This window comes from Pseudobdellovibrionaceae bacterium (assembly GCA_020635075.1).
In the GTDB taxonomy this organism is placed as follows: domain Bacteria; phylum Bdellovibrionota; class Bdellovibrionia; order Bdellovibrionales; family UBA1609; genus JADZEO01.
In genome coordinates, this window is sequence record JACKAM010000001.1 from 237,593 (window position 1) to 262,617 (window position 25,025).

Here is a 25,025-nt window from a genome sequence, read left to right on the forward strand (position 1 = left end):
TGGCCTAGAAGCTACAGGCTCCCGGTCGAAATGCACCGATTCCAAATGGACGATCGGGAAGTTTGAATCTCATCTCTGCATCACCGCTGACCAGATCAAGAATGATTACTTCCAGATTATAGGGTCCGCTGAAAGTCCCCATGCCCAGTTGACTCGGGGCAGGGGTGGTGAGCGAGGTATCCGCCTTTGGGAAACCCGTGGTGCTAAACGCCTGCCCGACAATTTCAACTTCGTCGATTTCAACCATACTAAAATTGGTTTTGGCTTGAGTGTCTTCGTAGACGGCAGTCCTCAGGTTCGTCAATGCGCCAACGAAGTTGGGCGGATCCAAGTCCCGAAAATGGCAAACTCCCATCAGTCGCGCTTCCACCTTTTCCACAGGGGGAGGTGGCGGTGGGGGCGGTGGAGGAGGTCCCGCAAACCTGGGAACACTATCTGAGTATTCGAAAATCTGGCTTTGGTATTCGACAGTGGTTTCACTCAGGGCTTTGACGTCTGCCTCTTGTATTGGAAGAGGGTTTTCTTCCCGGCAGGAGTCAAAAAAGTTGATCGAGTCATCTGCGTAAACCCGAACCATGGACGTCACATGTGATGCTGAGCCATCCTCAAGGTAGCAGGTATTCTCAGGTTCTTGATGAACATAAAGGCCAGGATGGATTTTGCCGTCATAACCGGAGCCATGACCGCCTCCGGCTTCTGTCAGGGAATTTGGTGGATTAGGAGTGCCGCTTGAAGCCGAGGACTTCACCATCCCGTCAGTACTACAGCCCAAACACAATGTAATAGAGATTCCTAGGAGCAGATAAAAAGCTCCACCGATAACTACCCTTGGTAATTTCAACCCATCCTCACAGTCTGTGACCAAATCCCTTAATATTCAGTCTAACCAGGGAGGGTCCATGTCTCAACCTAGAACGGCGGATTGCCCCGGGAGTGTCTCAAAGTGAGACACCTTTAAACTGGCCCCCTTAATTGTTGATCCACAAAATCCTTTATCAGTGAAGTCGGTCCATTGCCGACCATTCTCCGCAAATCCTCACGCGCCTTTCGGCCGCAGGCGTGTCTTCGGAGTGCGTCAGCGTGCTGCCGCACCCCGGATACACCCATGCGCGACGGCGGAGGATTCGGATTTCCGGGAATGGCTCGGCAATCAGACCTATTCCCGGACAAAGGCGGCACACGGTTTTGTGGATCAACAATTAAGGGGGGGTTGCTGCTTTTAGGGTTTTCAGAACTCGCGCTAACTGCACTCAGTTTCTTTCACCAGTTGAAATCGCGCCTACGGCGCTTTTCAACTGGTGCCTCCGGGGAGACTCGAACTCCCATGACCTTGCGATCGGTGGATTTTGAATCCACTGCGTCTACCAATTCCGCCACAGAGGCATCTGTGTGAAGGGGCACAATTTAGAGGACGTTGACTCGTTTCTCAAGAAGAATTTTCAGGCTGTGTTTGAGAGTTCGACAGAGGTAACCAGCAATCCCATGTTGATTGGCTTTTTCAAAACAATTCCAGCTCGTTATTCAAAAATTGCTGAAGAAAATGGCAACCAAAAACCTGGAATGGAATTTGTCTTTGCGTAAAGTCATCAGACGATTTCTTTCCATATAATAATTTCAAACAAGAATAATCCAGTAAAAACAAATATTTAGATGGTGACCAAAATTGCCCATTTACGGCATGGCCCTTGCTCATGGGTAGGACGTTGAAAGGAGTCTTGTCGAACGCGGACAAGATATAGATCAGATCAGAGGAGTGTGACTATGAAGACGACTAAACTATTAATAGCCTCTTTGTGCTTGGTGATGTTGGGTGTCGCCAACGCTCAAGTCGAAGAAGGTGAAGTGATCGATGCCGGCCTCCAGGTCGAGCCCATCGATGTTTCTCAAGAAGCTGAACAAGAACAGCCTGCCCAACCTAAAAAAGTGGTGCGAGTCAAGGATGGCGCCGTTGCCAGTCCTCAACAAGGCATTGTGATTCTCAATCAAGGATCTCAAGCTGTCCCTGTTGTTCAGCAACCTACGACATATGTAGAGGCCAATCCCCTCCAGGACTCCCGCGCCGATCAACTGCGCCGGGCCCGTCAGGATGCGGAGATCTCCACAGAAAAGAAGATTGTGGAAAAGCTCGAGGAATCTCGCCTTGAAGATGAAAAGCGTCGCGCGAATCATCTGTTTGGCGATCGCCTCAACACCATGAATGCCGAACCTCAGCCTCAGGCCCCTGTTCCTGTTTACACTGAGCCTCAGGCCGTTCAGGTCATCCAGCAACCCATGGCGGCTCCTGCTCCTCAGGAAAACGACGAGGACATGAAGGCCGAAATCATGGACGCAGTTCGCACCGAGCTTTCTGAGATAAAAAAAGAAGAGAAGAAAAAGCCCGAGCAACGTTACTATTTGTCAGGTGCCATCGGCATGGCCGAGTACATCGACGTCGTAAACGTTGAAGGCAACGTGGCCACTGGCTTGACCTTCGGAACTGAAATGGACACCGGCGTTGTGGTTGAAGCCGGCTTTCACTACTCCAATTATTATATTGATGAGTACTGGTCTTATCCCTTCTTTAAGGAACTGGATCAATACAACTTCACCATTGCCGCCAAATATAGCCTCCTGAAGGGCAAGATCCGTCCGCAGATTGGGGCTTTGGCCGGTTATACCTATCGAAAGTACTTTGACCGTGGCTATCAGTCCTTCGGTTATTCCAACGACTCAGAAGTCACTAGTAAGTCATTTGATTTGGGTATGATCGTCGGTTTGGACGTGGACCTCACAGACAGCTTCGCTATCGGCGTCGACTACCGTTACATCATGAATGTCACCAGTCGTACCGATTCCGAGTTCCTGACAAGCCGTTTCAAGCCATTGTGGGGCGACCCGGTTGAGGATCTGGACTACACCCTGATCACCCTCAACGGAAAGTTCCGCTTTTAAGATTGATTTGCATGAATTGAATAACAACAGAGCCCAAAAACTCTTTGTTGTCCTCTGATCGCCGGGCCCCTTCGGGGTCCGGATTTTTTTTGTTTCCCTGCCAAAGTCCGTGACCTTGGACCTTTCTCTCGGGGTAAAATAGGGCATGGTTGGGCGATTCTGTTACATAATTCTTCTTTTGGTGTCCTTGTTGACCATTGCTCCGCATGAGGCCGGGGCTGTTCAGGGCAAGGTGTTGACCGCCACAGTGGGCCACGTCTCCGATGAGGTGGTGACCAGTCGTGAGGTGCAGATCAACTATTTGGTTGAGAAGGCTCTTTACGGAAAAGGTCGGAGTAATCGATCTATTCCGCCCCTAGAGTGGGGTCACAAGAACTTTCCCCGCGAAGTGAATGGAGTTCTTTTAGAATGGGTGGTCCACCTGGAAGCCAAAAACTTTGCCGCCACCAAGGTGACCTCACTCGATGTGGACAAAGCTGAGAAAACCGTGCGTGAAAAGCTTCGCTCCCACTCCCAGTGGGCTCAGTTGGGTGTGACCCGCAAAGAGCTGCGTCTATTGCTTGACCGTAAGATCCGGGCAAAGAACTTCATTCAGTTTAAGGCTCAGACCTCAGTGGTTCCAGTAACAGACGACGAAGCCCAGGACTACTTTGAAAAGAACCGCTTAAAGTTTGGTAACTTCCCCTTTGATAAGTTCAAGTCCAACATTAAGTCTTTCTTGAGCCGCCAACAGGTGGACCGCCGACTTAAAGACTGGTTTGAAGTGCTTCAAGCTAAGTACAAAGTGCGCAATCTTTTGGTGGAGATGTGACTTCACCATTTGCAGGCCCGCAATGGAGTTGGCGCCCCTTGCTGCCTGAGGATTTGCCAGCTCTGGTGAGTTGTGTGGATCAAGTCTATGGTTCTTCATCCCATCCCATTGGCGGCGGTTGGAGTGAGGAGCAGCTGGCTCTTGAGCTTCAGCAGAACAAGTCCCTCGCTGTGTTTTACAAACCCTTCGGACTGACCTGTTTCGTCTTGTGGCAGGAACTGCCGGGGGCTCATGAAGTGCGCCTGCTCGGAACCCACCCCAAGTGGCAGAGGCGGGGATTGATGGCTCGATTGCTGCGCTCAGTTATTGAGCAGATCCCTCCGGGTTGTGAATTTTGGTTGGAGGTCCACGCCGGCAACGTGGGTGCCCGTAACCTCTATGAAAAACTAGGCTTTTCTGAGGCCGGCCGGCGCCCCCGCTACTATCGAGACGGGGCCGATGCCATTCTTTTTTCTCTTCAAGTTCCGACTCCCCCACGAAACCATTAAGCTCTCATAATGACTTGATTTTTAGAAAGGGCTTCAGTATAAATCGGAACACTCGCAAGAGGGCCCGTGGCCCTCTTTTTTATTGTGTCCGTTTCCGGCTGATCGGAGTCGGAGTGGAATTGAGGACGTAAGTTTGAGCCGTTTAGCGGAAGACGTTTTGGTCAAGCTCCGTCAAATGGCGGAAGAAGTGAGTCAACGTGAAGGATGTCTCCTTTACGACCTGGAGTTCACAGGTGGAACACGCAATCGCATCTTGCGCGTGTTTATTGACCGCCCGGAAGGTACGGTAACAGTCGACGATTGTGCCAATGTATCCAGGGGCCTGAACTTACAGTTGGATGTGGGGGACCTCATCCCCGGCGGTGCCTACGAATTGGAGGTGTCCAGCCCGGGAATTGATCGGCGCTTGAATCAAACCTGGCACTTTCAAAAGGTCCTCGGCCAGGGCGTTCGCATTTCCACCACGAGTCCGATTCCATTGCCAGAGGGAATAGAGCGCAAAGAAGGTAAGAGTGGTCCGATGTCCATCGAAGGCGAGTTGGTGGGGGCTGAGGACGAACTGGTGGTTGTTAAGAAACAGGAAGTGAACTGGGAAGTTCCCCGCGCCATCATTCGCCAGGCAAAAGTCGTTTTCGACTTTCAGGCGAATCGCGGAAAGAAAAAAAAGAAGAGGTAATACATAATGGCGGCTGAAAACGTTTTTTCAGATCTGAGTCGGATGATTGAGCAAGTCGGTAAGGACAAAGGAATCGACAAGCAGGTGGTCATCGATGCGGTTATCCAAGGCATGTTGGTTGCGGCTCGCAAAAAGTATGGCACCTACCGTGAGATTGAGGCTCAGTACAATGAAGAGACGGGTGAGATCGAACTCTACGAATTTAAGGAAGTGGTCACGGACGAGGAATTCTGCGACGAAGAAGTGGAAATCAAACTCTCAGAGGCCCTTGAATTGGATCCTGATGCTCAGCTGAATGACTCCATCGGTAGCAAGCTTGAATCGGGTGATCTGGGCCGCATCGCTGCCCAAACTGCCAAACAAATCATTACCCAGCGGGTTCGTGATGCCGAGCGGGAATTGATCTTTAACGAATTTGAACAGCGCAAAGGTGACATTGCATCTGGAATCGCTCGCCGCGTGGAGCGTGGTGCGATTGTTGTGGATTTGGGCCGTACTGAAGCCTACATCCCGCCCCGGGAACAGATTCCAGGTGAACAGTATAAGCCAGGAGATCGTATCCAGGGCTACATTGCGGATGTTCGTCAGACCACTCGTGGTCCGCAGATCATCATGTCCCGTGCGGATGAGCGCTACCTAGCCAAGCTTTTCGAAATGGAAGTTCCGGAGATCTATGATGCGATTGTGGAAATCAAAGCTGCTGCCCGTGAGCCTGGCCAACGGGCCAAGATTGCGGTGATCAGTAAGGACGCCGCTGTTGATCCAGTAGGTGCCTGCGTGGGTATGAAAGGAAGTCGGGTACAAAACATCGTGCAGGAGTTGCGCGGTGAAAAGATCGACATTGTGAACTGGGACGAAGATCCTGCCCGCTTTGTTTGTAATGCTCTTGCACCTGCGGAAATCTCCAAGGTCTATATGGATGAAAACCAAATGGAAATGGAGATCGTGGTTCCTGATCACCAGCTCAGTTTGGCGATTGGTCGTAAGGGTCAAAACGTGCGATTGGCGGCAAAGCTGACAGGCTGGAAATTGGACATTATGTCGGAGTCCAACGCAGCTCAAAGGACAGCCGAGGCCATTTTCAACCTGATGTTGGTGCCAAACATGACTCAGACTATGGCTCAGAATATCTTCCAGTCTGGTTTTGGATCGTTCCAGGCTCTGGCGGAAGCAAATGTGGAAGACATTATGCGTATTCCTGGCTACGACGAGGAAGCAAAAGCTCAAAAACTGGTGGACGATTCCAAAACCCTTCTTCAGCAGTATGTTGATGAAGGTAAGGAGATTCCCACGGCGCCCACAAAAGGTGGCGGTCAGGAGTCCACTGAGGGAACAGGCGATGCCAAGGCCCAGGCGGCTCAGCGCTTGAAGGAAGAAATGGCCCAGTTGGCAAAGGCAGAGTCTGGCGAAGCGGCAGCGGCTGACTCAGAAATGGGCGCCACAGCAGCTGCTACTGAAGGGAGTGCAGATGCGGCTCCTGTTGAAGAAATGAAAAGCGAGGGCGGAGGTCAGGAAGAGCCTCCGGTAGAAAGTTAAGAAGCGAAGGAATAAATAGGTATTGGCGACGAGTAGAAGAGACAACCCGGTTGAAGGAGTTTGAGTGAGCCAACCGAAAGTATATGAATTTGCAAAAGAGATTGGCGTTGAAACCCTGGCCTTGATGGACAAGATCCGTGAGTGGAATTTGCCGGTCAAGAGTCACATGGCTGCCCTGGACGAAGCCACCATCGAGGAAATCAAGACTCGCATGGAGGCTGAAACGGCGGCGAAATCAGGTGCTAAAAAGAAGACAGCCAAAAAAACGGCTAAGAAAAGGGCTGCTAAGAAGACAGCGGCAAAAAAGACCACAACCGCCCGCAAGAAAAAAGTGGCTGGTAAAGTGGTAACGGCAGCCACCAAAGCAGCCGATGATGACACCGGGACTAAAAAGAAAACGGCTAAAAAGGTCGTTCGCAAAAAGACGGTGATTCGTCGAAGCGCGGCGGACAAGGAAAGAGAAGAGGCCGAACAGGCTGCGGCTGAAGCAGCAGCAGCAAATGTTGAAGCCGCCCAAGCTGTCAGTGCCATGGAAACTGAACAGGTGCCGGAAGGTGGAGATGCTGAGGTTGCGGCAGCGGACTCAGTGGTGGCGGCAGATTCAGCGACTCAAGCTGAAGCTCCAGCGCCTAAGGTACGACAAAACATTGTTGGCCGTATGGACCTGAAGCGAGTCACACGCGCCCCCAAAGAACGGGCGCCGCGTGGAGGAGATCGAGATTCCGGTGGAGCTCAGGCCGGCGGAGGCCCTGCTGGCGCCGCGGGAAGTCCCGACCTCGCCGGCCGTCCTCCTCGTGCAGGTGCCGGGCGCACACTGCGCACTGGTTTTGTTGCTCCGTCACCGATACATGATCAGGTGGATGAGGCAAAAGATGATCGCCTGAAAAAACGGCCCGGAGCCAAGGAACAACCACCAGTGACCTTTACTGCGACGGAGTTCCGCAAGCGCGAAATCGTGTTCCAGCCCAAAAAGAAGAAGATTCCAGGCAAGGGCGAAGCTAAGAAAACTCAGTTGACCACCCCTAAGGCGAGTAAACGAGTGGTGAAGGTTCATCACGTGATCAAAGTGAGTGAGCTGGCCAACCAAATGGGAATCAAAGCTCCTCAGTTAATCAAGAAGCTCATGCAGGATGGCATGATGGCTACCATGAACACCGATTTGGATTTTGATACTGTTTCTTTGATAGTTCCTGAGTTTGGCTTTGAAGCGACTAATGTTGCTTTAAACGAAGACAGTCTTCTTGAGGAAGCTTCATTTGGTAATCTTGAGGCAGAACCGGTGATTCGCACTCCTGTAGTCACAGTTATGGGTCACGTTGATCATGGTAAAACAACCTTGCTCGACTCGATTCGCAACGCCGACGTGGCTTCCCGCGAAGCCGGAGGGATCACCCAGCATATTGGTGCTTATCAGGTGACATTGGAAGATGGTGCTCAGGTGACATTTATTGATACTCCTGGGCACGCTGCCTTTACCGCCATGCGGGCGCGGGGAGCAAACGCCACTGATATCGCCATCATTGTGGTGGCAGCTGATGACGGTGTAATGCCGCAAACGGCTGAGGCGATCAACCATGCCAAAGCGGCCGGGGTTCCGATCATTGTTGCTGTCAATAAGATGGATAAACCTGATGTCAATCCCGACAAGATCAAGCAGCAACTGACAGAGTTTGAACTGGTGCCGGAAGAATGGGGTGGAAGCACTATTTTTTGTCCTGTCTCTGCTCTTAAGGGCGATGGCATTAAGGAGCTGCTCGAGCAGATCCACTTGGTGGCTGAAATGGGTGAGCTCACAGCGAACCCCGAACGCTCAGGAACAGGCCTGGTCATTGAAAGTCGCATGGACAAGGGACGTGGAAGTGTGGCCACTCTGTTGGTGAAAGACGGGACTCTTGAGGTTGGGCAGTCCGTAGTTGTGGGTAAGGTGGCCGGTCGTATTCGTGCCATGACCAATGATCGCGGCGAACAGGTGAAGAAGGTTGGACCTGGTGCGCCAGTTGAGATCACTGGTCTGCCTGAGACCCCAGAGGCTGGAGATCGGTTTGATGCGACCAAAACGGAAGAGCTGGCTCAGGAAGTGGCGAACTTGCGAAAACAAAAGGCTGATGCTGAAGCGGCAACTGATGCTAAAGGCATGTCCTTGGAGCAGATATTCTCCAAGGTTAAAGCGGGTGGAGTGAAAGAACTCTCAGTTGTTGTCAAAGGTGACGTCGCTGGAAGTTTGGAAGCCATCAAGGGAATGTTTGATAAATTGGGTACCGACGAAGTGAAGATTAAAGTCATTCACTCAGCTGTCGGAGGAATCAGTGAATCCGACGTTCTTTTGGCCAGCACGGCTCAAGGTTTAGTCCTGGGCTTTAACGTGCGGCCCGATGGCTCGGCTCAAAAGATGGCCAAGGAAAATGGCATTGAGATCAAGTGTTACACCATCATCTATGAGCTGATGGATGACATGAAAAAGGCTCTCTCAGGCTTGCTCGATCCCGAGGTGGTGGAAAAATCACTGGGACGGGCTGAAGTGCGAGACACCTTTAGCGTGCCCAAAATTGGAACTATCGCTGGATGTTCCGTTGTCGATGGCAAAATCAATCGCAACAGCCAACTACGGCTGGTGCGTGATGGCCGGATTATATTTGAAGGTAAAGTCAGCAGCTTGAGGCGATTTAAAGACGATGTCAAAGAAGTGGCATCAGGCTTTGAGTGTGGAATTGGCATTGAGAATTATAATGATGTCAAAGTGGGGGATGTCATCGAGGCCTTCGAGATGGAGAGCATTGCCCGGGAGCTTTGATGGCAGGTCCGAACCGCCGTATTCTAAGAGTTGAAAAAGAGCTGCGCCAGCTAATTGCAGGCTACTTGACCACGGGGCTCAAAGAGCCGTTGATGGGCTTGGCCTCAGTGACACGTGTTCAGGTGAGCCCCGATCTTCGGCACGGCAAGGTTTTTGTTAGTATTATCGGTGATCAAGCAAACCGAGATGATGATTGGTCCTTGTTGGAGGAGCAACTTCCGGAAATTCAGCGCCACGTCGGTCGTCAGCTCAAGATGAAGTACACTCCTAAAGTGCAATTGATATTGGATACGTCAGCAGAATACGCCGACAAGATCGAGAGAATGCTGGCAGAGGTGCAAAAAACCGGGCGTTCTCTGGCCGTTGAGGAGGATGGGGATGAAGACTAGTCTTGGTCCTTCTCTTCATGGATTACTTTTGGTGGATAAGCCCCAGAGTGTGACCAGCCACGATGTGGTTCAGGCTATTCGCCGCATTTGTGGGACCAAAGCCGTTGGTCATACCGGAACCCTGGACCCCTTAGCGACGGGACTGATGGTGATTCTCCTTGGTGAGGGCACCAAAATTTCCCAGTACATCTTGTCGGGAGATAAGGGTTACCGAGTGAAGGTGCGTCTGGGAGTGACCACGGACACCCTGGATATGACCGGTGAAGTCCAATCCCGTCAGGAAGTGGCCTTTAGCGATGAGCAGATCCGTCGGGCGGTCGATAAGTGTGAGGGCCGTCTTGAGCTGCCTGTCCCCCTTTATTCGGCAATAAAAAAAGAAGGCAAAAAGCTCTACGAGCTGGCTCGGGAATCCATCCCGGTTGAAGCCCCCTTGCGGACCATGCATTTTTATGATGTGAGAGTTGTCGCCAGCGGCAAAGATTGGTTTGAAGCCGAGGTTTTTTGTCATAAGGGCGGCTATATCCGCTCCTGGGCCGTGGCCGTTGGAGAAGAGTTGGGTTGCGGAGCTTCGGTTGAGGAACTGAGGCGGATTGCCTCCGGCCAACACCGGGTGGAAGAGTCAGTGAGTCTGGAAAGGCTGGGGCAGCTTGTTCAGGACGCGGAGGAAAAGGGCCTGGAGGCTTTCGGAAATGTCTATATTCCGCTGAAAAGTGCCCTCCCCCAGTGGAAAGCCGTCACCATCAGTGGCCGGGACGAGCAACTGATGGCCAATGGGCAGGTGAGCCACGATCTCAGCCGACGCCTCATCGTGGAGAAAAAAGAGGCCAGCCAAAGGCAAAGGGCCGTCCCGATTAAGATCCTGAGCTCTCAAAGCGGCAATTTACTGTCCATTTTGGAGGCCCTGCCAGAGGGGGGCTTGAAAATACGCAGGATTTTCCTGGCTCCCGGCCGGGGGTCCAAATAAATCCTGGTGAAGGCTTGCGCTCCTAGGGAAATCCCTGTAAATATGGCCACTTAATGCTCTCCGTGACGAAAGCCAAAACGTCCAGGGAGGGTTCCATTTCAGGAGGTAAACATGGCACTACAGAAATCTCAGAAAGAAGAACTGGTAAAAAAGTTCCGTCAATCCGAGCTCGACACAGGCAGCTCGCATGTTCAAGTGGCTCTACTCACTCAACGAATCAATGAGCTGACCGAGCACTTCAAGACCAACAAAAAGGATGTCCACAGCCAACGTGGATTGGTGAAGCTGGTGAATCGTCGCCGTAAGCTTCTCGATTATTTGCGCCGCAAGCGCCCTGCTGAGTACACAAAACTCATCGCCGATCTCGGCTTGAGAAAGTAATGGCAGGAAACCATTCTCAAAAAATTGACGCTTCAATAAATGGGTTGGCACTAATCCCATGGGGTCTGCTATTGGCTCCTGAGGGGGAGAAATGTGCCCAATGGAAGGAGAAAAGATGAAGCAAACAGTGACCTTCGAGTTGAACGGTAAGGAAATCGTTCTGGAAACAGGTCGACTGGCCAAACAGGCTGACGGGTCCGTTCTTGTGACTTGTGGAAGCAATATTGTTTTGGTGACAGCGGTTTCAAGTAAAAGAGAGTCCACCTTGGATTTCTTTCCGCTAACGGTTGAATATTCTGAAAAATTCTATGCTTCGGGAAAGATCCCCGGTGGCTACTTTAAGCGTGAGGGCCGCCCGACCAATATGGCGACCTTGAATGCGCGCATGATCGATCGTCCGATCCGTCCCAGCTTTCCTGAGGGCTATCGGCAGGAAACACAAATTGTTGCCACCACATTGAGCTACGATGGAACCTACCCCATTGACATTCTGGCCAGTATTGGAGCCAGTGCCGCTCTCCATGTGAGTGACATCCCTTTTAATGGCCCAACTTCAGCCGTTCAGGTGGCGCGGATCAATGGTCAGTTCATGGCCAATCCTTCGCTTGAGCAGTTGAAAGAATCTGACATGGACATCGTCGTCGCAGGAACCAAAAACGGTCTGCTCATGGTTGAAGGTGAGTGTCAGTTTGTTTCCGAGGCTGATGTTTTGGCAGCTCTTAAATTTGGTCACCAGTCGATGATGGCTTCGATTGCCGCCCAGGAGGAGCTGCGCGCAAAATCGGGTAACAAAGAGAAGCGTGAATTTATTCCGCCTCAGATTGACTCTGACTTCACCAATCAGGCCACTGAATTCCTCGCCCCCAAAATTGCGGCAGCTTTGGGAATTCGTGAAAAGCTGGGTCGCTACGATGCCTTGGATGCTGCTCTCAAAGAAGCACAAGAGAAATTTGTAGCTGAGGTGGAAGACAAGGACGAGGCGGCTAAGAGGACTAAGGACTTGGGCACCATCTTTGGTGACGTCAAATACAAGACAGCTCGTGATCTTGTGTTGGACACGAAAGTCCGCATTGATGGCCGCTCGACGACTGACATTCGTCCGATTGCCTGTGAAGTGGCTCTGCTGCCTCGCGCTCACGGTTCCGGTCTCTTTACCCGTGGGGAAACCCAGGTGTTGGGAACTGTGACCTTAGGAACGGGCGATGACGAGCAGTTTATTGATGCTCTTCAAGGTGTGGTAAAAAAGAAGTTTATGCTTCACTACAACTTTCCTCCCTACTGTGTGGGTGAAACCGGACGCATGGGCGGACAAAGCCGTCGTGAAATTGGTCATGGATTCCTGGCAGAACGTGCTTTGCAGGCTGTTCTCCCTGACTTTGAGAAGTTTCCTTATGTGATCCGTGTGGTCAGTGAAGTCTTTGAGTCAAACGGTTCAAGCTCAATGGGAACCGTATGTTCAGGAACTCTGGCCTTACTTGATGCCGGTGTGCCCATTAAGGGTAATGTCGCAGGTATTGCCATGGGTCTGATCAAGGAAGGCGACAAAGTTGCTGTTCTGTCAGATATCTTGGGTGATGAAGATCACCTAGGTGACATGGATTTTAAAGTGGCTGGTACTCGCGACGGAATTACCGCTCTGCAAATGGACATTAAGATTGATTCCATCAGCTTTGACATCATGGAGACAGCTCTTTCTCAAGCCAACCAGGGGCGTAACCATATTCTTGGCAAGATGGAAGAAGTTATCACCACCCCTCGTGGAGAGATTTCCGAGTACGCTCCTCGCATCGAGACCATTCAAATCAAGCCTGAAAAGGTGCGTGAGGTGATTGGTGCCGGTGGTAAGGTGATCAAAGGCATTATTGAGGAAACCGGCGTTAAAATTAATATTGAAGACGACGGTAAAATCCACATTGCCTCAATTGACCCTGAGGCCGCCAAAAGAGCCATCGCTATCATCAACGACATTTGTGCCGAGGCCGAAGTGGGCAAGGTGTACAAAGGTAAAGTGGTGAAGATTATGGACTTTGGTGCTTTCGTGGAAGTGCTGCCTGGCAACCAGGGGCTGCTCCATATCTCGGAAATTGCCCATGAGCGCATTCGCAATGTGACGGATGTGTTGAATGAAGGCGATGTTCTGGATGTGAAAGTTCTGGACGTGGATCGCGCTGGCCGAATCAAGCTGAGTCGTAAGGCTCTGCTCGAGAAGCCCCACTAAGGCTGCTAAGGAGGCCGGGTGACGGCTTTTGATTTTCAGCCAGTATTTAAAAAAACGACATTAGATAATGGTGTTCGGGTTGTTACTGAACACCATCCCTTTTCCCGCGCCACGAGTGCGGCCGTGTATGTGGACCTTGGCACTCGGGACGAACCTAAACACCTGAACGGAGCTGCCCACTTTGTAGAGCACCTGGTGTTTAAAGGCACCAAGGAGCGAAGCGCATTTGAAATTGCTAAAAGCCTTGAGGCTGTTGGTGGTGAGCTCAATGCCTACACCTCCCGTGAGTACACCTGTTTTCACGCCACCAGCCTTCGTGAACACATGTCGCTCAGCCTAGATGTATTGGTGGATCTCGCCACCCAGGCGGTGTTTGCTGAGGAGGAGTTTGGCAAGGAGAGAGAGGTGATCGAGCAGGAGATCGATATGTCGGCGGATCTCCTTGAAGAGTACATTTTTGATCTCTATTTTGAGCATGCCTATAAAGGCCATTCGCTGGGCCTACCAATCCTGGGAACTCGGCAAAGTCTTCACTCAATGACTCGGAATAGCTTGTTTGATTTCTATGACTCCCGTTATGGAGGCAAGAATCTTCTAGTTAGTGTGGCCGGAGATGTGGATCATGACCGTGTTTTGGAGCTGGTGGAAAAGAGCCTAAGTCAGACCCGCTCTAAAGTTGAGACGCCAAAGCGAGATATCCCGCGAGTGGAACCCTTTTCATCTGTGATTCATCGGCCCAGCGAGCAAATTCATCTACTGGCTGGAATGCCTTCAGGGTCCTTTGTGGATCCTCGTCGTTTTGAAGCCTATATTGTGAATGCCTTATTGGGCGGAGGGATGACGTCTAGACTCTATCAAAAAGTGAGGGAAGAACAGGGCCTGGTTTATTCTATCTATAGCTATTTACACACCTTTACCGATTCAGGCCTGATCATGGTTTATGCCGGGACGTCGGCGAAGAACGCTCCTGTGGTGCTGCAAAACATGGCTGAGGAAATGAAACGTCTACGCAAAGAGGGAATGACTCAGGAAGATCTGGATTTCTTTAAAACCCAGGTCAAAGGTACGATTCTTTTGGGCGCTGATGATATTGAAAACAGAATGAACTCAATTGCGGTGAATGAAATGATTTTTCAGCGTTACCGTCCAGTTGAGGAAATCGTTGAGGAAATTGATCGGATTTCGGTCGACTCTATTCGCGAATACATCGACGACAACTTCAAGCCTGAGAACCGCGGAGTGATGGTGATGGGTGATGTGGATGAAGCCACGGCCCAGAGCTGGGTTTCGGCCGCCTTTTAAGAGGAGGAAGTAACATGGAAACACAACAACCCCGTTTTGCAGACAAGATGAAGCATTTTTCCACCCGAGTTGAGGCGCTTGCCGGTGTGGTGGAACGTTTTGTCGAGCAGAACTTCATTGAAAAAGATCAGCTCGATGCTCAATTGAAGGGGCTACTGCAGAATGCGGAGAAATTCGTCAAAGACAGTTGGAGTGGGCGCTTTGGAGGGAAACTCAGAGTAAAGGTCCGCAAGTGGGATCACTTTAAAGGGGATCTGCCCAGCTACCAATCCGAGCTAGCCAGTGGCTTTGATGTACGGGCTCAGCTAGACCAGCCGATCAGCCTTTCCCCGGGGCAACGGGCTCTCGTGGCGACTGGATTGAGCTTTGAAATCCCGCCGGGATTTGAGCTGCAGGTGCGTCCCCGCTCTGGTTGGGCCATTCGCGAAGGTGTCGGTTTGGTCAATGCTCCGGGAACAGTGGATGCTGATTATCGAGGTGAGGTGAAAGTCATATTGATCAACTTCGGTCAGCAGACAGTGATTATTAATGACCAAGACCGTATCGCTCAATTGGTCTTGTGTCCTGTCTTGCAGGCTGAGTTGGAAGCCGTCACCGACTTGGGTGAGACCGAGCGGGGTGAGGGCGGTTTTGGCAGCACCGGACAGTCGGATTTGGCCTCGGCGAGTTCTGAAAACTGAGAGATTTGAGAAAAGATTTCATGTCGGTTTTCGCTCTATTTTGACCGCCTTTTAAAGTCTAACAATTTCAGTAACTTATAGGCGTAGCGACTCATAAATATCAATTATGGGTCCACTTATGTCTTCTGTCTTATCAATTTCGCATCCCTTTGCCACAAATGGTTGTCCAAAGAAAAAAAAGGGAATGTGACCGTGAAACAGAAATTGGCAAAGACATTGGGACTTGGGGGAATATTGGTTGGTGTAGCCATGGTGAGCAGCCTGGCCTATGGGGGCGTGAACGAGGATCTCAAGCGGATGCAGTCCCAACTGACGGTGAGTCCAAAGTTGAGTCTAAACGAGAAGCTTCGTCGTTTGCGCAGCCACTGCCAAAAGCCTGTGGATTCTGAGCCGGTTGTGGTCCGCAGTGATTTCCCCTGGAACATCAGTCCAGCGGAATTGCTAGACCAAAGTATCGAGATGTATGAGTCCGGGAAGCGCATGTTTGAGCGCGCCTACTACGATTCCGACAGTGGTCAGCTTCGTATGCGCTACATTGACGAGTTCGCAGGAATAGATGTGAATTTCCAGGTGCCCATGCAGTTGCCAGACAACTATGCGGGACACATCGAAGAGGCTATGGATCATCAGTACGGCGAAGTTGTGGCCTTTCCTGACATGGGTCACGTTCACATGCAGACGGAGTCAGCCTCCTTTGGGCAAATGATTGGTGATTTGGAAGACACCCAGCCGGAGTACTACACTCGGGTTCTTGATTCGGATAAAACTGGAATGCTCTACCACACGGCTGAGCAGATGAACTTAAATGCTCCAAAAGTAATTGCAGAGAAGACCAAGGTTCGGCAGGTTGATCTGGAATTGAGAAGATACCGTGACTACGTTAAGCACAGATTCATGAACCGCAACCTTTTTGGCCTGAATGACGGCTCCCGCGCACTCGAAGTCTTAAATGGTGGTGCAAAGGAAGGCGACAACAGTAACTTGATAAATGTAGTGCCCGGATACTCGACCAATCTTCGCTTGTATTTCCATGCCAATAAAAATGGTTGCTTTTCTTATGTTCGTGACGGCAAGGTTGAGTATTTTGATATTTCAGCTGAGTTTCCCACAGGCGAGATTGTTGCCAATCAAAATATCGTTGGTGAGTAAGGCTATTCGTCGCTCTTGAGTTCCTTTTCCAAGATATCCAAGCTTTCAGGCGTCGCCATTTTTCTAAAAGCGGTTTCCTTTTTATTGAGATTCAGTGTGCTCACCACCCACATCAGCACATAGAGAGCATAGAGAATCAACAGAAAGCGGGCAATGGATCGCTTGGGCAATTGGAAGTTTTCAACAAATCCGACCAGCAATAATAGGCCAGTCACCGCCAGTCCAATCAAGGTGATGGGGCGTAGGAGTGGGGATAAAATGGTCAGGACAATGAAGGGCAGATTGGCCAACACGGTAATGATATAGAGCTTACGAAAGACCACCTGGCTTTGGTAAAAAAACAAAAACGTGTAATAGAAAAAACCCGAGACAATAAAATGTGTGACAATGGCTGAGATGGGGAAAAACAAAAAGCCCAGTATGGCACCGGAAAAGCTCTGTGCTACGATACCCGACAACATTCCGCAGATCGAACTTAAGGCACCTTGGACAATCAGCACGGTCGGCCAATCCCATTCCGGTACCTGACGAATCCCAATGATGGGATTCTTAAAGTACTCCAGTAGAAAACCTAATACTTCCTTTGTACGGGATTGTAGTGCCTGCCAGTCGATCTTGGATGTGGCCTCAGACATAGATTAATGGGAACATTTCAAATCAGACTCGGCAAGGGAAATAGCGAAATTCAGGTATTCCTTGGAGACAGCCAATCGGTCACTGACTTTAGGCACGGCCAAAGTCACTGGGTCCAGACTTTTCTCCGGCATAACTACGAGATTATGTATCTTAAGTAGAATCCGCCAAAGTAAGCCCTTGGATGATCCCTTGAGCTTCGAAGTGGGTAGAAAGTAGTGGCGCAAAGCCGATACTCGAGGTTTTAGATCCTCCACCCGAGGTCTGTAACTCTTGGTTAAACGGGACTTCTCCTCCGGCAAGATTTCCCAACAAGTTTGAATGGCCGGTGAGTTGCCCTGGGCCAGGTGCTTAAGTTCCCTTTCGCAGGTGGCGTCGCCTATGACGTGAACCTTGAGTCCTTCGGCCTCTGCTGCGATCAAGAAAGCTTTGAGGTGCTTGTCGCGAACAGATGGGTTTCGCCACGGCAGATTGAGCTGAATAACTTCGTAGCCGTGAGAACTGAGATAGTCGGGAATGTGATTCCAATAATCCCGAAAGTACAATAGTGAACGACGGCCACTGAGAAAAAGAAGTGGGTGACGGGTTAAGAGACAGTTGGGTTGGAGTTCAAAGTCGAAACGGACCTTGCCTCTCCAGTAGTTGAGGCCGACCAACAGGCCAACTAATATAAGGGCGCTTGCGATGGCAATCCACAACATAATAGAAGTCCTCTAAGTTCCACGGGTTACCTTCTTTAGAAGTGAGCTCCCAGGCTCAGGGTGGCATCGGCCGCTCCGCTATCGGCGGTTTCGGTGATCAGGGCCGAGCGATAGGCGAGTTCGGCGCCAACACTGAGATTTCTGGAAAGAGCTGCTTCAAGTCCAATGGAAAGGATCGATGCCGGAGTTGAAAACTCCTTCTTTTGCCCGTTGGTTTTGAGTTCCAAATAGCGAGCGGCAACTCCGCCCCCAAGCCGGATCTTCACCAAACGACTGACGGGGTTGCGGTAGAGGAGGCGCAGATTGAATTCACTTAGGGCTGCATAAGCGCCCTTTTCTAACTGCGACGAGGAAAAGCTCCTCAATGCCCCTTCGGCCATCCATCGAGGGGAGAACAAATCAATCCCCAGGCTAGCCTCGAATCCCTTTTGAAACCCTGTGTATCTTTGGCCGTCAGCCATATCGAGGGCAAGGTGACTGGTCACCAGTCCGAACCCGCCATGGATACTGATCAGGTCAAATGGATCTCCGCCTCGGACTTGTGGAGCACGGGTGGACGCCGTGAGATCATCGACAATGGTGTCGTAGCCAACATAGTCTTCGTCCGCCGACTGGGCCCAGGCTGAGGTCGATAAAAACAAACAACAGATTAATAATTTAGACTTGGAAAACATCCGTGTCCTCCTGTTTCCAGTTTAGCAAAAGTTTCTTTGATTGCAAAAACTCGTCTTTGCAAAAGACACGGAACAGGCGAAAATAGGGCAAGAGAGGACTTATGGCTAAAAAACCGGACAAATGTTTGTGTGCCTTTTGCCGATTGGAGCGAAGGATTTACCGTAAAAAACACATATCCCCGACTAACATCCTGCTCGCCATGATCACCAGTCTGGCGGTGATGATTGGCGTTTGGCAGGCCGTGGATGCTCGGGTGCTGGTTGTTTTTGTTTTTTGCCTGGCCATTTCAGAATTGTTTATTCAGATTCGTTGGCGTTTGACACTGGCTTGTCCCTTTTGTGGATTTGATCCCGTCTTGTACGTTAAAAACCCCCAAGAAGCCGCTTCAAGGGTAAGGGTGAAGCTTGAAAGGGCAAAAGAAGGCACTGCACTTTTGTCCGTGCACAACCCTTGGACCCACCTGGCACCGCTGACTAAGAAGTCGCGGCGCAATATCTTAAGCGAGTTGGAGTTAGCAAAGGAAAAAGGCGACTCGACGTCCTTGCCTTCTGCACAGATTTGACGTTACCTCCTCCTTTGATTTCGCTATGATAGTAATGACAACCTAGGTGTAGCAGCATGCCGATGAAGACATTGGTGGTGATTCCCACCTATAACGAGGCGGCCAATATCGTGTCGCTGATTTCCGAAATTCGTGGAGCCCGTCCCGGGTTGCACGTTCTTGTCGTTGACGACAATTCACCTGACGGTACGGCTGGCTTAGTTGAAAAGTTGGGAGAGTCCCATCCAGGGGAGGTCCATTGCCTCAAGCGCCCTGGGAAACAAGGTTTGGGACGCGCCTATGTTGCTGGATTCGGCTGGGGACTCGATAGGGGCTACGAAGTCGTTGTCGAAATGGACGCCGACTTCTCCCATCGTCCCGTCGATCTGGTCAAAGTCCTTGAGGCGGCAAATAGTCATGACTTCGTGGTTGGTTCACGGTGGATCAAGGGTGGTTCAACCCTCAACTGGAGCATATGGCGCAAACTGATCAGCATTGGTGGAAGTTTTTATTCGCGCCTGATTCTTGGTTACCCTCTCCGCGATTGGACTGGGGGATTTAATGCCTGGCGGGCGGTGGTTCTTCAAGGGATTGGCCTGGATGAGGTTAAATCTGAAGGCTACAGTTTTCAAATCGAACTCAAGTTTCGCGCGTGTTCCTGTGGATTCAAAGGCACGGAAGTGCCTATCATTTTTGATGAACGTCGGGAAGGACAGAGCAAAATGTCTTCGCGAATTGTTTTGGAAGCTCTGTACCGTGTCTGGCTTATTCGCTTTAAACCATTGGCACAGAAAGCAGGATGATTAGAGTCCTATTGGTCGCCCTCAGTCTGTTTTTCCTCGTTTCCACTATGGCACAGGAGGAGGGCGGAGGATCAACCGGAGGAGATGCGCCCGCGGCAGAGGCGCCGCCACCACCTCCGGCCGACGAAGCCCCAAAGGCCGGTGAACCATCGGGCGATGTGGGAAGTGAAGAAGCTCCCACCGCCGAAGCCAAACCACTGATTTCGGATCCACCTAAAAAACTCGACGATGCCAGGTCATCAAAAAAGAAAAAGCCTAAAAAGAAGAAGAAGAGGCGTAAAAAGAAAAAACCATCTGGCAAAGATAACAAGAAGAAAACGGCTACAAAAAAGCCAAAGGTCAAAGGTCAGTGGGGAATTGTCCAGACTGACGGTGCGGCGGCCTACAAGGTGCCCAATTTTGATGCCCCGGTTTTGGATTACTTAAAGGCCGGTCAAAAGCTGCGCATCTCACAAAAGGTGTACAAAGGCATCGGTGGATTTGGCGCCTTTTACAAGGTGAAGATTGCTGGGAAGACCTATGGTTACGTTGCTGATGTGGATATGGCACCCGAATACAAGGCGCCAAATAACTTTGGTAAGGGCAATAACTCGGCGGAGAAGAATCCCGGCTTTGACCGCGATCCCAATGAACCGCCTGAGGAAAAATTGCCGATCTTTTTCACTCGCTACATCGGTGGAACTTTCGGGACGGTGAATTTTACCGAGAAATTTTCTGGACGCAAATTTAGCTCTGGCGAATGGATGGCAGGCTTGAGAATGTCTGGTCCGGGAACAGTTACTGAGGGTCTCCCCATGGACCTGGCGGTATTGTTTCACTCGGGAGCACCAACCTATTACCAAAAGGAAGTGGCAGGAGGAAACCCATCTGGATTTTTCATATTGGGAGATCTTTTTCTTCCCTATCCTTTTTTGGAAACCGAGGATTCACTGGTATCGTGGGGACTTGGTTTTATGGCCACATACACCAAGTTTAGTTTACAAATCAAAAACACAATTTTTGATTCTCAGGAGCTACGTGCCGGTTTGGCTCTTCAAGCTGGCTACTCAGTCCGATTTGACAATAAATATTTGCTGCGTCTCGAAGCCAAGTATTACTACGAACGCACCGATTACTTGGCTTACTTTCTCACCTTTATGGGCCGCTATTAGTTTGTCATCAAGCGGCCCGGGCTCATGCCCTTGAGCCCAGGCTTCTTATCCATCTAACTTTGCCAGGAGTTTTTCGAGTAGCTCATTGGTTCGTTTGGAGACTTCGAGAAGGCTCTCAATGCTTTCTCTTTGTGAGGGGGCTGGCTGCACAGTGAGCTTTTCCCCATCAAAGTGAACCAATACCTGAGATTGAGCGTCCAGGCCCATGGCCTCCATGGTGGACTTTTCGATCACCAGTGCTGCTGAGTTCCCTGTCCTTATCAGCTTTTTCTTCATACATCCCTCTTCTGTGAGCTGTCTTGACCTCGTCTTCATTCAATTTACTTCCTGGCTGTCAGAACCGTATGAGGACGGAATGAAGATCTCCTCACAAATAGCCTGCTGCACCATTGACCTCTCATTTTGAAACGACAAGATGTGGCAAAAGAGGACCCCTGGGCTCCAGGTTGGACAGGGCCGAGGGGAGAGGTTATAGCCATAGCCATGGAGATTCAGACTTTAAGCCCTGAGGTGGTCAACCAGATCGCAGCCGGTGAGGTGGTGGAGCGTCCCGCCCATTTGGTCAAGGAATTGGTGGAAAACAGCCTGGATGCTGGAGCCACTGAAGTGGAAGTGGAGTTGGACGAAGGCGGCCGCCAGGTGCGGGTGCGTGACAACGGCAAAGGGATCAGTCCGGAAGATTTGGCTTTGGCTCTTTCTCGCCATGCCACCAGTAAGATCCATGTGGCCGATGATTTGTGGCACCTGAATACATATGGGTTTCGCGGTGAGGCCCTGGCAAGTATTTCGGCAGTGAGTGATCTGAGTTTGATTTCCCGCCGCCAGGGAGCAGAGTCCGCCTACGAACTCAAAAGCCACTACGGCTCTCTGATTGAGCCCATACCCGTGGGTGGCGAAGAAGGCACCTTGGTGTGGATTCGCGATCTCTTTGCTAACTTACCCGCACGCTTGAAGTTTCTCAAATCAGATCAAGCTGAAACAACCCAGATCCGCAATGTGCTCAAGGCTATGGCTTTGGCTTCACCAGAAGTGAATTTTCGCGTGCGTTGCAAGGGAAAGCTTCTCCACTATTGGCCAGGAACCGGTGACCCCATTGAGCGCTGCCAATTGGTGTTGGACCATGAACCCCTTTACTTCTGTGAAGGGGAGGAGAACGGATTTAAGGTTAAGGCGGTTTTTAGTGCTCCTCACCAGGTGGTGGGCAACAATCGGCAGATATGGATTTTTGTGCGTGGCCGTTGGGTGAACGATCGAGGCTTGGCCACGGCGGTGATGGAGGCCTACCGCAATTTACTGATGCACGGAGAGTATCCCGTAGTCGCCCTGTGGTTGGACTGCCCGCCCGATGAAGTGGACGTCAATATCCACCCGACCAAGTCTCAAGTGAAGTTTCGTCAGCAGCCTCAAGCCTTCCGCGCTGTGGTTCACGTCTTACGAGCGGCTTTGGAAAAAGCCCCGTGGCTCAGTGGAATCTTGCAGGATCAGACTGTATCCGCTAGTCATCAGCATGTTTTGGATTCAGATCGCTCATTATCCGTCGAAATCACTCCACCCACATTGAAGTTTGAAGATCAAGAACTCACCCGCACCCAATATCAACAAAAGTCAGGGTGGGCGCCGCGAAGTCCCTCTCAGGTGAAGGAACCAACCATCAGTCTTGAGGATTTGCGGCGGGCAGCTCAGGTCTCGGTCCATGCGCCAGACGACTCAACTCCTGAAGCAGGTGAGGCCCTGGCCACGAAAGGTAAGTGGAGCTCCCTGCAGGTTTTGGGTCAGGCTCATTTGACTTATATAGTTGCCCAGAGTGATGACTCTCTGGTTTTCGTCGATCAACATGCCGCCCACGAAAGAGTGGCCTTTGAGGATCTAATGGCGGCTTGGAAGGACGGAAAGATTGAAGTTCAAAACTTCCTTCTACCTCTCACCTTCAATCTGGATCCCGAGCAGATCGAAGCCCTAATGGAGCAGGTGCCCTATTTGGAAAAAATGGGTTTGGCTGTGGAGCAAATGGGTCCTGAATCTGTGGCTGTTCGTTCGGCTCCTGCTTTACTAAAAGAATCCGGTATTGCAAAAGCCCTCAAGTGGCTGGGGGAAGAGATCGTCGACAAAGGTGGAAGCTTTGCCTTGGAAAAAGTGATCGCTGATCTGTGTGCCACTATGGCCTGTCATTCGGTGGTTCGCGCTGGACAGGCGTTGAGCCTTGAGGAGATGAAGGGTCTTTTGCGAGAGATGGACCGCCATCCTCTGTCGAGCTTTTGTCCCCACGGCCGTCCTGTCTTTGTCGAATACCCCTTCAGCAAATTGGAGCGGGATTTCGGGCGCATCGTCTAAAGGGTGATTGGTGAAGCATCATCCCGTCCTCTTCATAGTTGGCGCCACTGGAACAGGGAAATCCCGATTGGCCATCGAGCTGGCCCGACGCCATGGACTCCCCATCGTCAACGCCGACAGTGTCCAGGTCTATCAACGAGTGAACATTGGCACCGCCAAGGCTACGGATGGGGAACGGAAAGAAGTCCCTCACTATTTACTCGATGAAGTCGCTCCGCCACAGACCTTTACCGCCGGTGACTTTCGCCGTCGCGCGCTTGAGGTTTTGGCTGAACTCGTTCCTCAATCGCCGGTTTTGGTGGTGGGGGGCAGTGGTTTTTATGTGCAGGCTCTGCAAAAGGGAATGTACGAGACCAGTGAGGTCGATGAAGAGATCTTGGCGCAAGTGAAACAAGAAAAGGAGCAAAAGGGCCTGGCTGCTATGTATGAGGAACTCAAAATCCAGGACCCGGAGTTTGCTAGAAAAGTCAGTAATCAGGATGCCTACCGCGTTCTTCGTGCCCTAGCCTTGATTCGTACCCATGGGAAATCCCCGAGCCAGATTCAGAGAGAGTTCTCCTCTCAACAGGACGAGGCTTTTCCTTACCTAATGGCCACCATAGGGCTTAAAATGAATCGGGATCAGTTGCGGGAGCGGGTACGACAAAGAACCCATGCCATGATCGATCAGGGGTTGATTGAAGAAGTAAAGGCCATGGTTGGTGAGGGCTGGGGCAACTGGAGTCCCATGCTCAGTGTCGGCTACAAGGAGACCCAAGCCTATTTGCGCGGGGAGTGGGACCAAGACCAGTTGGTGGAGGAGATCAGCAAAAACACCATGAGATTGGCCAAAAGGCAGGGGACTTGGTTTCGTCGGGATTCGGCGATTCAATGGTTCGATGTGGAATCTGAGTGGGAACAGGCCATTGGTTTTGCCGAGGAGTTTTTGTTCAGTTTGCGGTCGCCTTGACAGAGAGAATCGGTGCCATGAAGATGTTGAAAAGGAAAATTGTCCCATGAAAAGTATGACAGGTTATGGAAACAGTGCCGGGGTGTCCTCTTATTTAGATCTTGAAGTGTCGGTGAAGTCCATTAATGGAAGATTTTTGGATGTGCGCTTTCATTTGCCTCGCGAGTACTTTCCCTTTGAATTAGAAATGAAAAAGGAAGTGTCCAAGGTGGCCCGGCGCGGGACTTTGGATGTTTTTGTTCAAAGGCGGATTGTGGAAGATGCCCCCGAAGTCAAAGTGGGTGTGCACAAGCCCCTCGCCAAAAAGTGGATGGCCGCTTATGACGAGTTGGCCAAAGTTGTCGGTCTTGACGAGAAACTCAGCCTAGAAACCTTGGCGTCCATTCCCCATGTCCTGGAAGTGGAAGGAGTGGGCGAGGTCACTGAGAAGGAAAAACAAGTGGTCTTTACCCACGTCAAAAAGGCACTGGCCAATTTGGACAAAGAACGCAAGCGGGAAGGCGCAGCTCTTCGCGATGATCTTATGGGTCATCTGGACGCCTTGGCTTCACTCGTGACGGACATGGAGAAAGAGCGAGAGGGAGCCAACAAGGAGCTGCTCAAGAAGATGGAAACCCGTCTCAGCACTCTGCAACTCCAGGATCGGGTGGACGCCGATCGGCTGGCTCAGGAAGTGGCCGTGCTCGTGGATCGGGCGGATATCAGCGAGGAGATCTTGCGGTTGACCGAACACGTGAAGGCATTCGGCAAAGCCGTCAAATCCACTCAATGTGAGGGGAAAAAACTGGATTTCTACGCCCAAGAGCTTCTTCGTGAGGCCAACACCATTGGTTCCAAGTCTCAAGTCAGTCGTCTGACGCAGATGGTGGTTGAAGCCAAGACAAGGATTGAAAAAATCAGGGAACAGGTGCAAAACGTCGAATAA

25 protein-coding genes and 1 tRNA gene are annotated in these 25,025 nt (G+C 51.0%); 20 read left to right on the forward strand and 6 right to left on the reverse strand.

The window, feature by feature from the left end; genetic code table 11:
• Positions 1 to 4 precede the first annotated feature (4 nt).
• Positions 5 to 841: a hypothetical protein gene (locus tag H6624_00880; GenBank protein ID MCB9082863.1), complete on the reverse strand. Its 837-nt coding sequence runs from the start codon at positions 839 to 841 to the stop codon at positions 5 to 7.
• A gap of 455 nt (positions 842 to 1,296) precedes the next feature.
• A tRNA-Leu gene (locus H6624_00885) sits at positions 1,297 to 1,383 on the reverse strand.
• A 6-nt stretch (positions 1,384 to 1,389) separates the two neighbouring features.
• Here H6624_00885 and H6624_00890 point away from each other — a divergent pair.
• From H6624_00890 to H6624_00955, 14 genes are all read left to right on the forward strand, one after another.
• Positions 1,390 to 1,581 (forward strand): hypothetical protein, encoded by a 192-nt coding sequence (locus H6624_00890; protein ID MCB9082864.1) that lies wholly within the window; start codon positions 1,390 to 1,392, stop codon positions 1,579 to 1,581.
• A 180-nt stretch (positions 1,582 to 1,761) separates the two neighbouring features.
• Positions 1,762 to 2,931, forward strand: coding sequence for a porin family protein (locus H6624_00895; protein MCB9082865.1), 1,170 nt, complete (start codon positions 1,762 to 1,764; stop codon positions 2,929 to 2,931).
• 145 nt (positions 2,932 to 3,076) lie between these two features.
• Positions 3,077 to 3,742: a hypothetical protein gene (locus H6624_00900; GenBank protein ID MCB9082866.1), complete on the forward strand. Its 666-nt coding sequence runs from the start codon at positions 3,077 to 3,079 to the stop codon at positions 3,740 to 3,742.
• Positions 3,739 to 4,230, forward strand: a complete 492-nt coding sequence (locus H6624_00905) for a GNAT family N-acetyltransferase (GenBank protein MCB9082867.1) — start codon at positions 3,739 to 3,741, stop codon at positions 4,228 to 4,230. The genes H6624_00900 and H6624_00905 overlap by 4 nt, the downstream gene beginning before the upstream one ends.
• Positions 4,231 to 4,363: 133 nt before the next feature.
• A complete protein-coding gene (locus H6624_00910; protein ID MCB9082868.1) occupies positions 4,364 to 4,906 on the forward strand; it encodes a ribosome maturation factor RimP in 543 nt (180 codons plus the stop codon).
• A gap of 6 nt (positions 4,907 to 4,912) precedes the next feature.
• Positions 4,913 to 6,442: a transcription termination/antitermination protein NusA gene (gene nusA / locus H6624_00915; GenBank protein MCB9082869.1), complete on the forward strand. Its 1,530-nt coding sequence runs from the start codon at positions 4,913 to 4,915 to the stop codon at positions 6,440 to 6,442.
• 64 nt (positions 6,443 to 6,506) lie between these two features.
• A complete protein-coding gene (infB, locus tag H6624_00920) occupies positions 6,507 to 9,233 on the forward strand; it encodes a translation initiation factor IF-2 (GenBank protein MCB9082870.1) in 2,727 nt (908 codons plus the stop codon).
• Positions 9,233 to 9,622: a 30S ribosome-binding factor RbfA gene (rbfA, locus tag H6624_00925; protein ID MCB9082871.1), complete on the forward strand. Its 390-nt coding sequence runs from the start codon at positions 9,233 to 9,235 to the stop codon at positions 9,620 to 9,622. Before infB ends, rbfA begins: the two co-directional genes overlap by 1 nt.
• Positions 9,612 to 10,586: a tRNA pseudouridine(55) synthase TruB gene (truB, locus tag H6624_00930; protein ID MCB9082872.1), complete on the forward strand. Its 975-nt coding sequence runs from the start codon at positions 9,612 to 9,614 to the stop codon at positions 10,584 to 10,586. Before rbfA ends, truB begins: the two co-directional genes overlap by 11 nt.
• 111 nt (positions 10,587 to 10,697) lie before the next feature.
• The gene (rpsO, locus tag H6624_00935; protein MCB9082873.1) at positions 10,698 to 10,967 is read left to right on the forward strand and encodes a 30S ribosomal protein S15; all 270 of its coding nucleotides are present in this window, start codon (positions 10,698 to 10,700) and stop codon (positions 10,965 to 10,967) included.
• Between the two features lie 115 nt (positions 10,968 to 11,082).
• A complete protein-coding gene (gene pnp / locus H6624_00940) occupies positions 11,083 to 13,185 on the forward strand; it encodes a polyribonucleotide nucleotidyltransferase (protein MCB9082874.1) in 2,103 nt (700 codons plus the stop codon).
• 18 nt (positions 13,186 to 13,203) lie between these two features.
• Positions 13,204 to 14,487 carry an insulinase family protein gene (locus H6624_00945; GenBank protein ID MCB9082875.1) on the forward strand — a complete coding sequence of 428 codons (1,284 nt, stop codon included), beginning with the start codon at positions 13,204 to 13,206 and terminating at the stop codon, positions 14,485 to 14,487.
• Positions 14,488 to 14,534: 47 nt separating this feature from the next.
• Entirely contained in the window at positions 14,535 to 15,167 is a 633-nt protein-coding gene (dut, locus tag H6624_00950; GenBank protein MCB9082876.1) for a dUTP diphosphatase, read from the forward strand.
• Positions 15,168 to 15,359: 192 nt separating this feature from the next.
• Positions 15,360 to 16,316: a hypothetical protein gene (locus tag H6624_00955; GenBank protein MCB9082877.1), complete on the forward strand. Its 957-nt coding sequence runs from the start codon at positions 15,360 to 15,362 to the stop codon at positions 16,314 to 16,316.
• Between the two features lie 2 nt (positions 16,317 to 16,318).
• Here H6624_00955 and H6624_00960 read toward each other — a convergent pair whose 3' ends face one another.
• Genes H6624_00960 through H6624_00970 form a run of 3 tightly spaced genes read right to left on the reverse strand, consistent with a single transcriptional unit; the run spans position 16,319 to position 18,324 of the window.
• Positions 16,319 to 16,951: a hypothetical protein gene (locus tag H6624_00960; GenBank protein MCB9082878.1), complete on the reverse strand. Its 633-nt coding sequence runs from the start codon at positions 16,949 to 16,951 to the stop codon at positions 16,319 to 16,321.
• Positions 16,952 to 16,954: 3 nt separating this feature from the next.
• Positions 16,955 to 17,650, reverse strand: coding sequence for a hypothetical protein (locus H6624_00965; GenBank protein ID MCB9082879.1), 696 nt, complete (start codon positions 17,648 to 17,650; stop codon positions 16,955 to 16,957).
• 35 nt (positions 17,651 to 17,685) lie between these two features.
• Positions 17,686 to 18,324, reverse strand: coding sequence for an outer membrane beta-barrel protein (locus H6624_00970; protein MCB9082880.1), 639 nt, complete (start codon positions 18,322 to 18,324; stop codon positions 17,686 to 17,688).
• Between the two features lie 101 nt (positions 18,325 to 18,425).
• Between H6624_00970 and H6624_00975 the strand changes: the two genes are divergently transcribed.
• From H6624_00975 to H6624_00985, 3 genes are all read left to right on the forward strand, one after another.
• On the forward strand, positions 18,426 to 18,887 hold the full coding sequence (locus H6624_00975; GenBank protein MCB9082881.1) for a hypothetical protein: 462 nt from the start codon (positions 18,426 to 18,428) through the stop codon (positions 18,885 to 18,887).
• 62 nt (positions 18,888 to 18,949) lie between these two features.
• Positions 18,950 to 19,669 carry a polyprenol monophosphomannose synthase gene (locus H6624_00980; GenBank protein MCB9082882.1) on the forward strand — a complete coding sequence of 240 codons (720 nt, stop codon included), beginning with the start codon at positions 18,950 to 18,952 and terminating at the stop codon, positions 19,667 to 19,669.
• The gene (locus tag H6624_00985; protein ID MCB9082883.1) at positions 19,666 to 20,820 is read left to right on the forward strand and encodes a hypothetical protein; all 1,155 of its coding nucleotides are present in this window, start codon (positions 19,666 to 19,668) and stop codon (positions 20,818 to 20,820) included. The genes H6624_00980 and H6624_00985 overlap by 4 nt, the downstream gene beginning before the upstream one ends.
• A gap of 45 nt (positions 20,821 to 20,865) precedes the next feature.
• Here the strand turns inward: H6624_00985 and H6624_00990 are convergent, their stop codons facing one another.
• Positions 20,866 to 21,096: a hypothetical protein gene (locus H6624_00990; GenBank protein MCB9082884.1), complete on the reverse strand. Its 231-nt coding sequence runs from the start codon at positions 21,094 to 21,096 to the stop codon at positions 20,866 to 20,868.
• A gap of 207 nt (positions 21,097 to 21,303) precedes the next feature.
• Between H6624_00990 and mutL the strand changes: the two genes are divergently transcribed.
• From mutL to H6624_01005, 3 genes are read left to right on the forward strand one after another with little or no spacing between them, the layout of a single operon-like run.
• Positions 21,304 to 23,151: a DNA mismatch repair endonuclease MutL gene (gene mutL / locus H6624_00995; GenBank protein ID MCB9082885.1), complete on the forward strand. Its 1,848-nt coding sequence runs from the start codon at positions 21,304 to 21,306 to the stop codon at positions 23,149 to 23,151.
• A 7-nt stretch (positions 23,152 to 23,158) separates the two neighbouring features.
• Positions 23,159 to 24,100, forward strand: a complete 942-nt coding sequence (miaA, locus tag H6624_01000) for a tRNA (adenosine(37)-N6)-dimethylallyltransferase MiaA (GenBank protein MCB9082886.1) — start codon at positions 23,159 to 23,161, stop codon at positions 24,098 to 24,100.
• A gap of 46 nt (positions 24,101 to 24,146) precedes the next feature.
• Entirely contained in the window at positions 24,147 to 25,025 is an 879-nt protein-coding gene (locus H6624_01005; GenBank protein MCB9082887.1) for a YicC family protein, read from the forward strand.

Excerpts from the sequence above, each read along its gene's own strand:
- H6624_00970 (MCB9082880.1), bottom strand. The coding sequence starts at position 18,324 with ATGTTTTCCAAGTCTAAATTATTAATCTGTTGTTTGTTTTTATCGACC.
- nusA (MCB9082869.1), top strand. The coding sequence starts at position 4,913 with ATGGCGGCTGAAAACGTTTTTTCAGATCTGAGTCGGATGATTGAGCAA.
- dut (MCB9082876.1), top strand. The coding sequence starts at position 14,535 with ATGAAGCATTTTTCCACCCGAGTTGAGGCGCTTGCCGGTGTGGTGGAA.
- H6624_00990 (MCB9082884.1), bottom strand. The coding sequence starts at position 21,096 with ATGAAGAAAAAGCTGATAAGGACAGGGAACTCAGCAGCACTGGTGATC.
- H6624_00980 (MCB9082882.1), top strand. The coding sequence starts at position 18,950 with ATGAAGACATTGGTGGTGATTCCCACCTATAACGAGGCGGCCAATATC.
- H6624_00965 (MCB9082879.1), bottom strand. The coding sequence starts at position 17,650 with ATGTTGTGGATTGCCATCGCAAGCGCCCTTATATTAGTTGGCCTGTTG.
- pnp (MCB9082874.1), top strand. The coding sequence starts at position 11,083 with ATGAAGCAAACAGTGACCTTCGAGTTGAACGGTAAGGAAATCGTTCTG.
- H6624_00960 (MCB9082878.1), bottom strand. The coding sequence starts at position 16,951 with ATGTCTGAGGCCACATCCAAGATCGACTGGCAGGCACTACAATCCCGT.
- rbfA (MCB9082871.1), top strand. The coding sequence starts at position 9,233 with ATGGCAGGTCCGAACCGCCGTATTCTAAGAGTTGAAAAAGAGCTGCGC.
- truB (MCB9082872.1), top strand. The coding sequence starts at position 9,612 with ATGAAGACTAGTCTTGGTCCTTCTCTTCATGGATTACTTTTGGTGGAT.
- H6624_00900 (MCB9082866.1), top strand. The coding sequence starts at position 3,077 with ATGGTTGGGCGATTCTGTTACATAATTCTTCTTTTGGTGTCCTTGTTG.
- mutL (MCB9082885.1), top strand. The coding sequence starts at position 21,304 with ATGGAGATTCAGACTTTAAGCCCTGAGGTGGTCAACCAGATCGCAGCC.
- H6624_00895 (MCB9082865.1), top strand. The coding sequence starts at position 1,762 with ATGAAGACGACTAAACTATTAATAGCCTCTTTGTGCTTGGTGATGTTG.
- H6624_01005 (MCB9082887.1), top strand. The coding sequence starts at position 24,147 with ATGAAAAGTATGACAGGTTATGGAAACAGTGCCGGGGTGTCCTCTTAT.
- H6624_00975 (MCB9082881.1), top strand. The coding sequence starts at position 18,426 with ATGGCTAAAAAACCGGACAAATGTTTGTGTGCCTTTTGCCGATTGGAG.
- rpsO (MCB9082873.1), top strand. The coding sequence starts at position 10,698 with ATGGCACTACAGAAATCTCAGAAAGAAGAACTGGTAAAAAAGTTCCGT.
- H6624_00985 (MCB9082883.1), top strand. The coding sequence starts at position 19,666 with ATGATTAGAGTCCTATTGGTCGCCCTCAGTCTGTTTTTCCTCGTTTCC.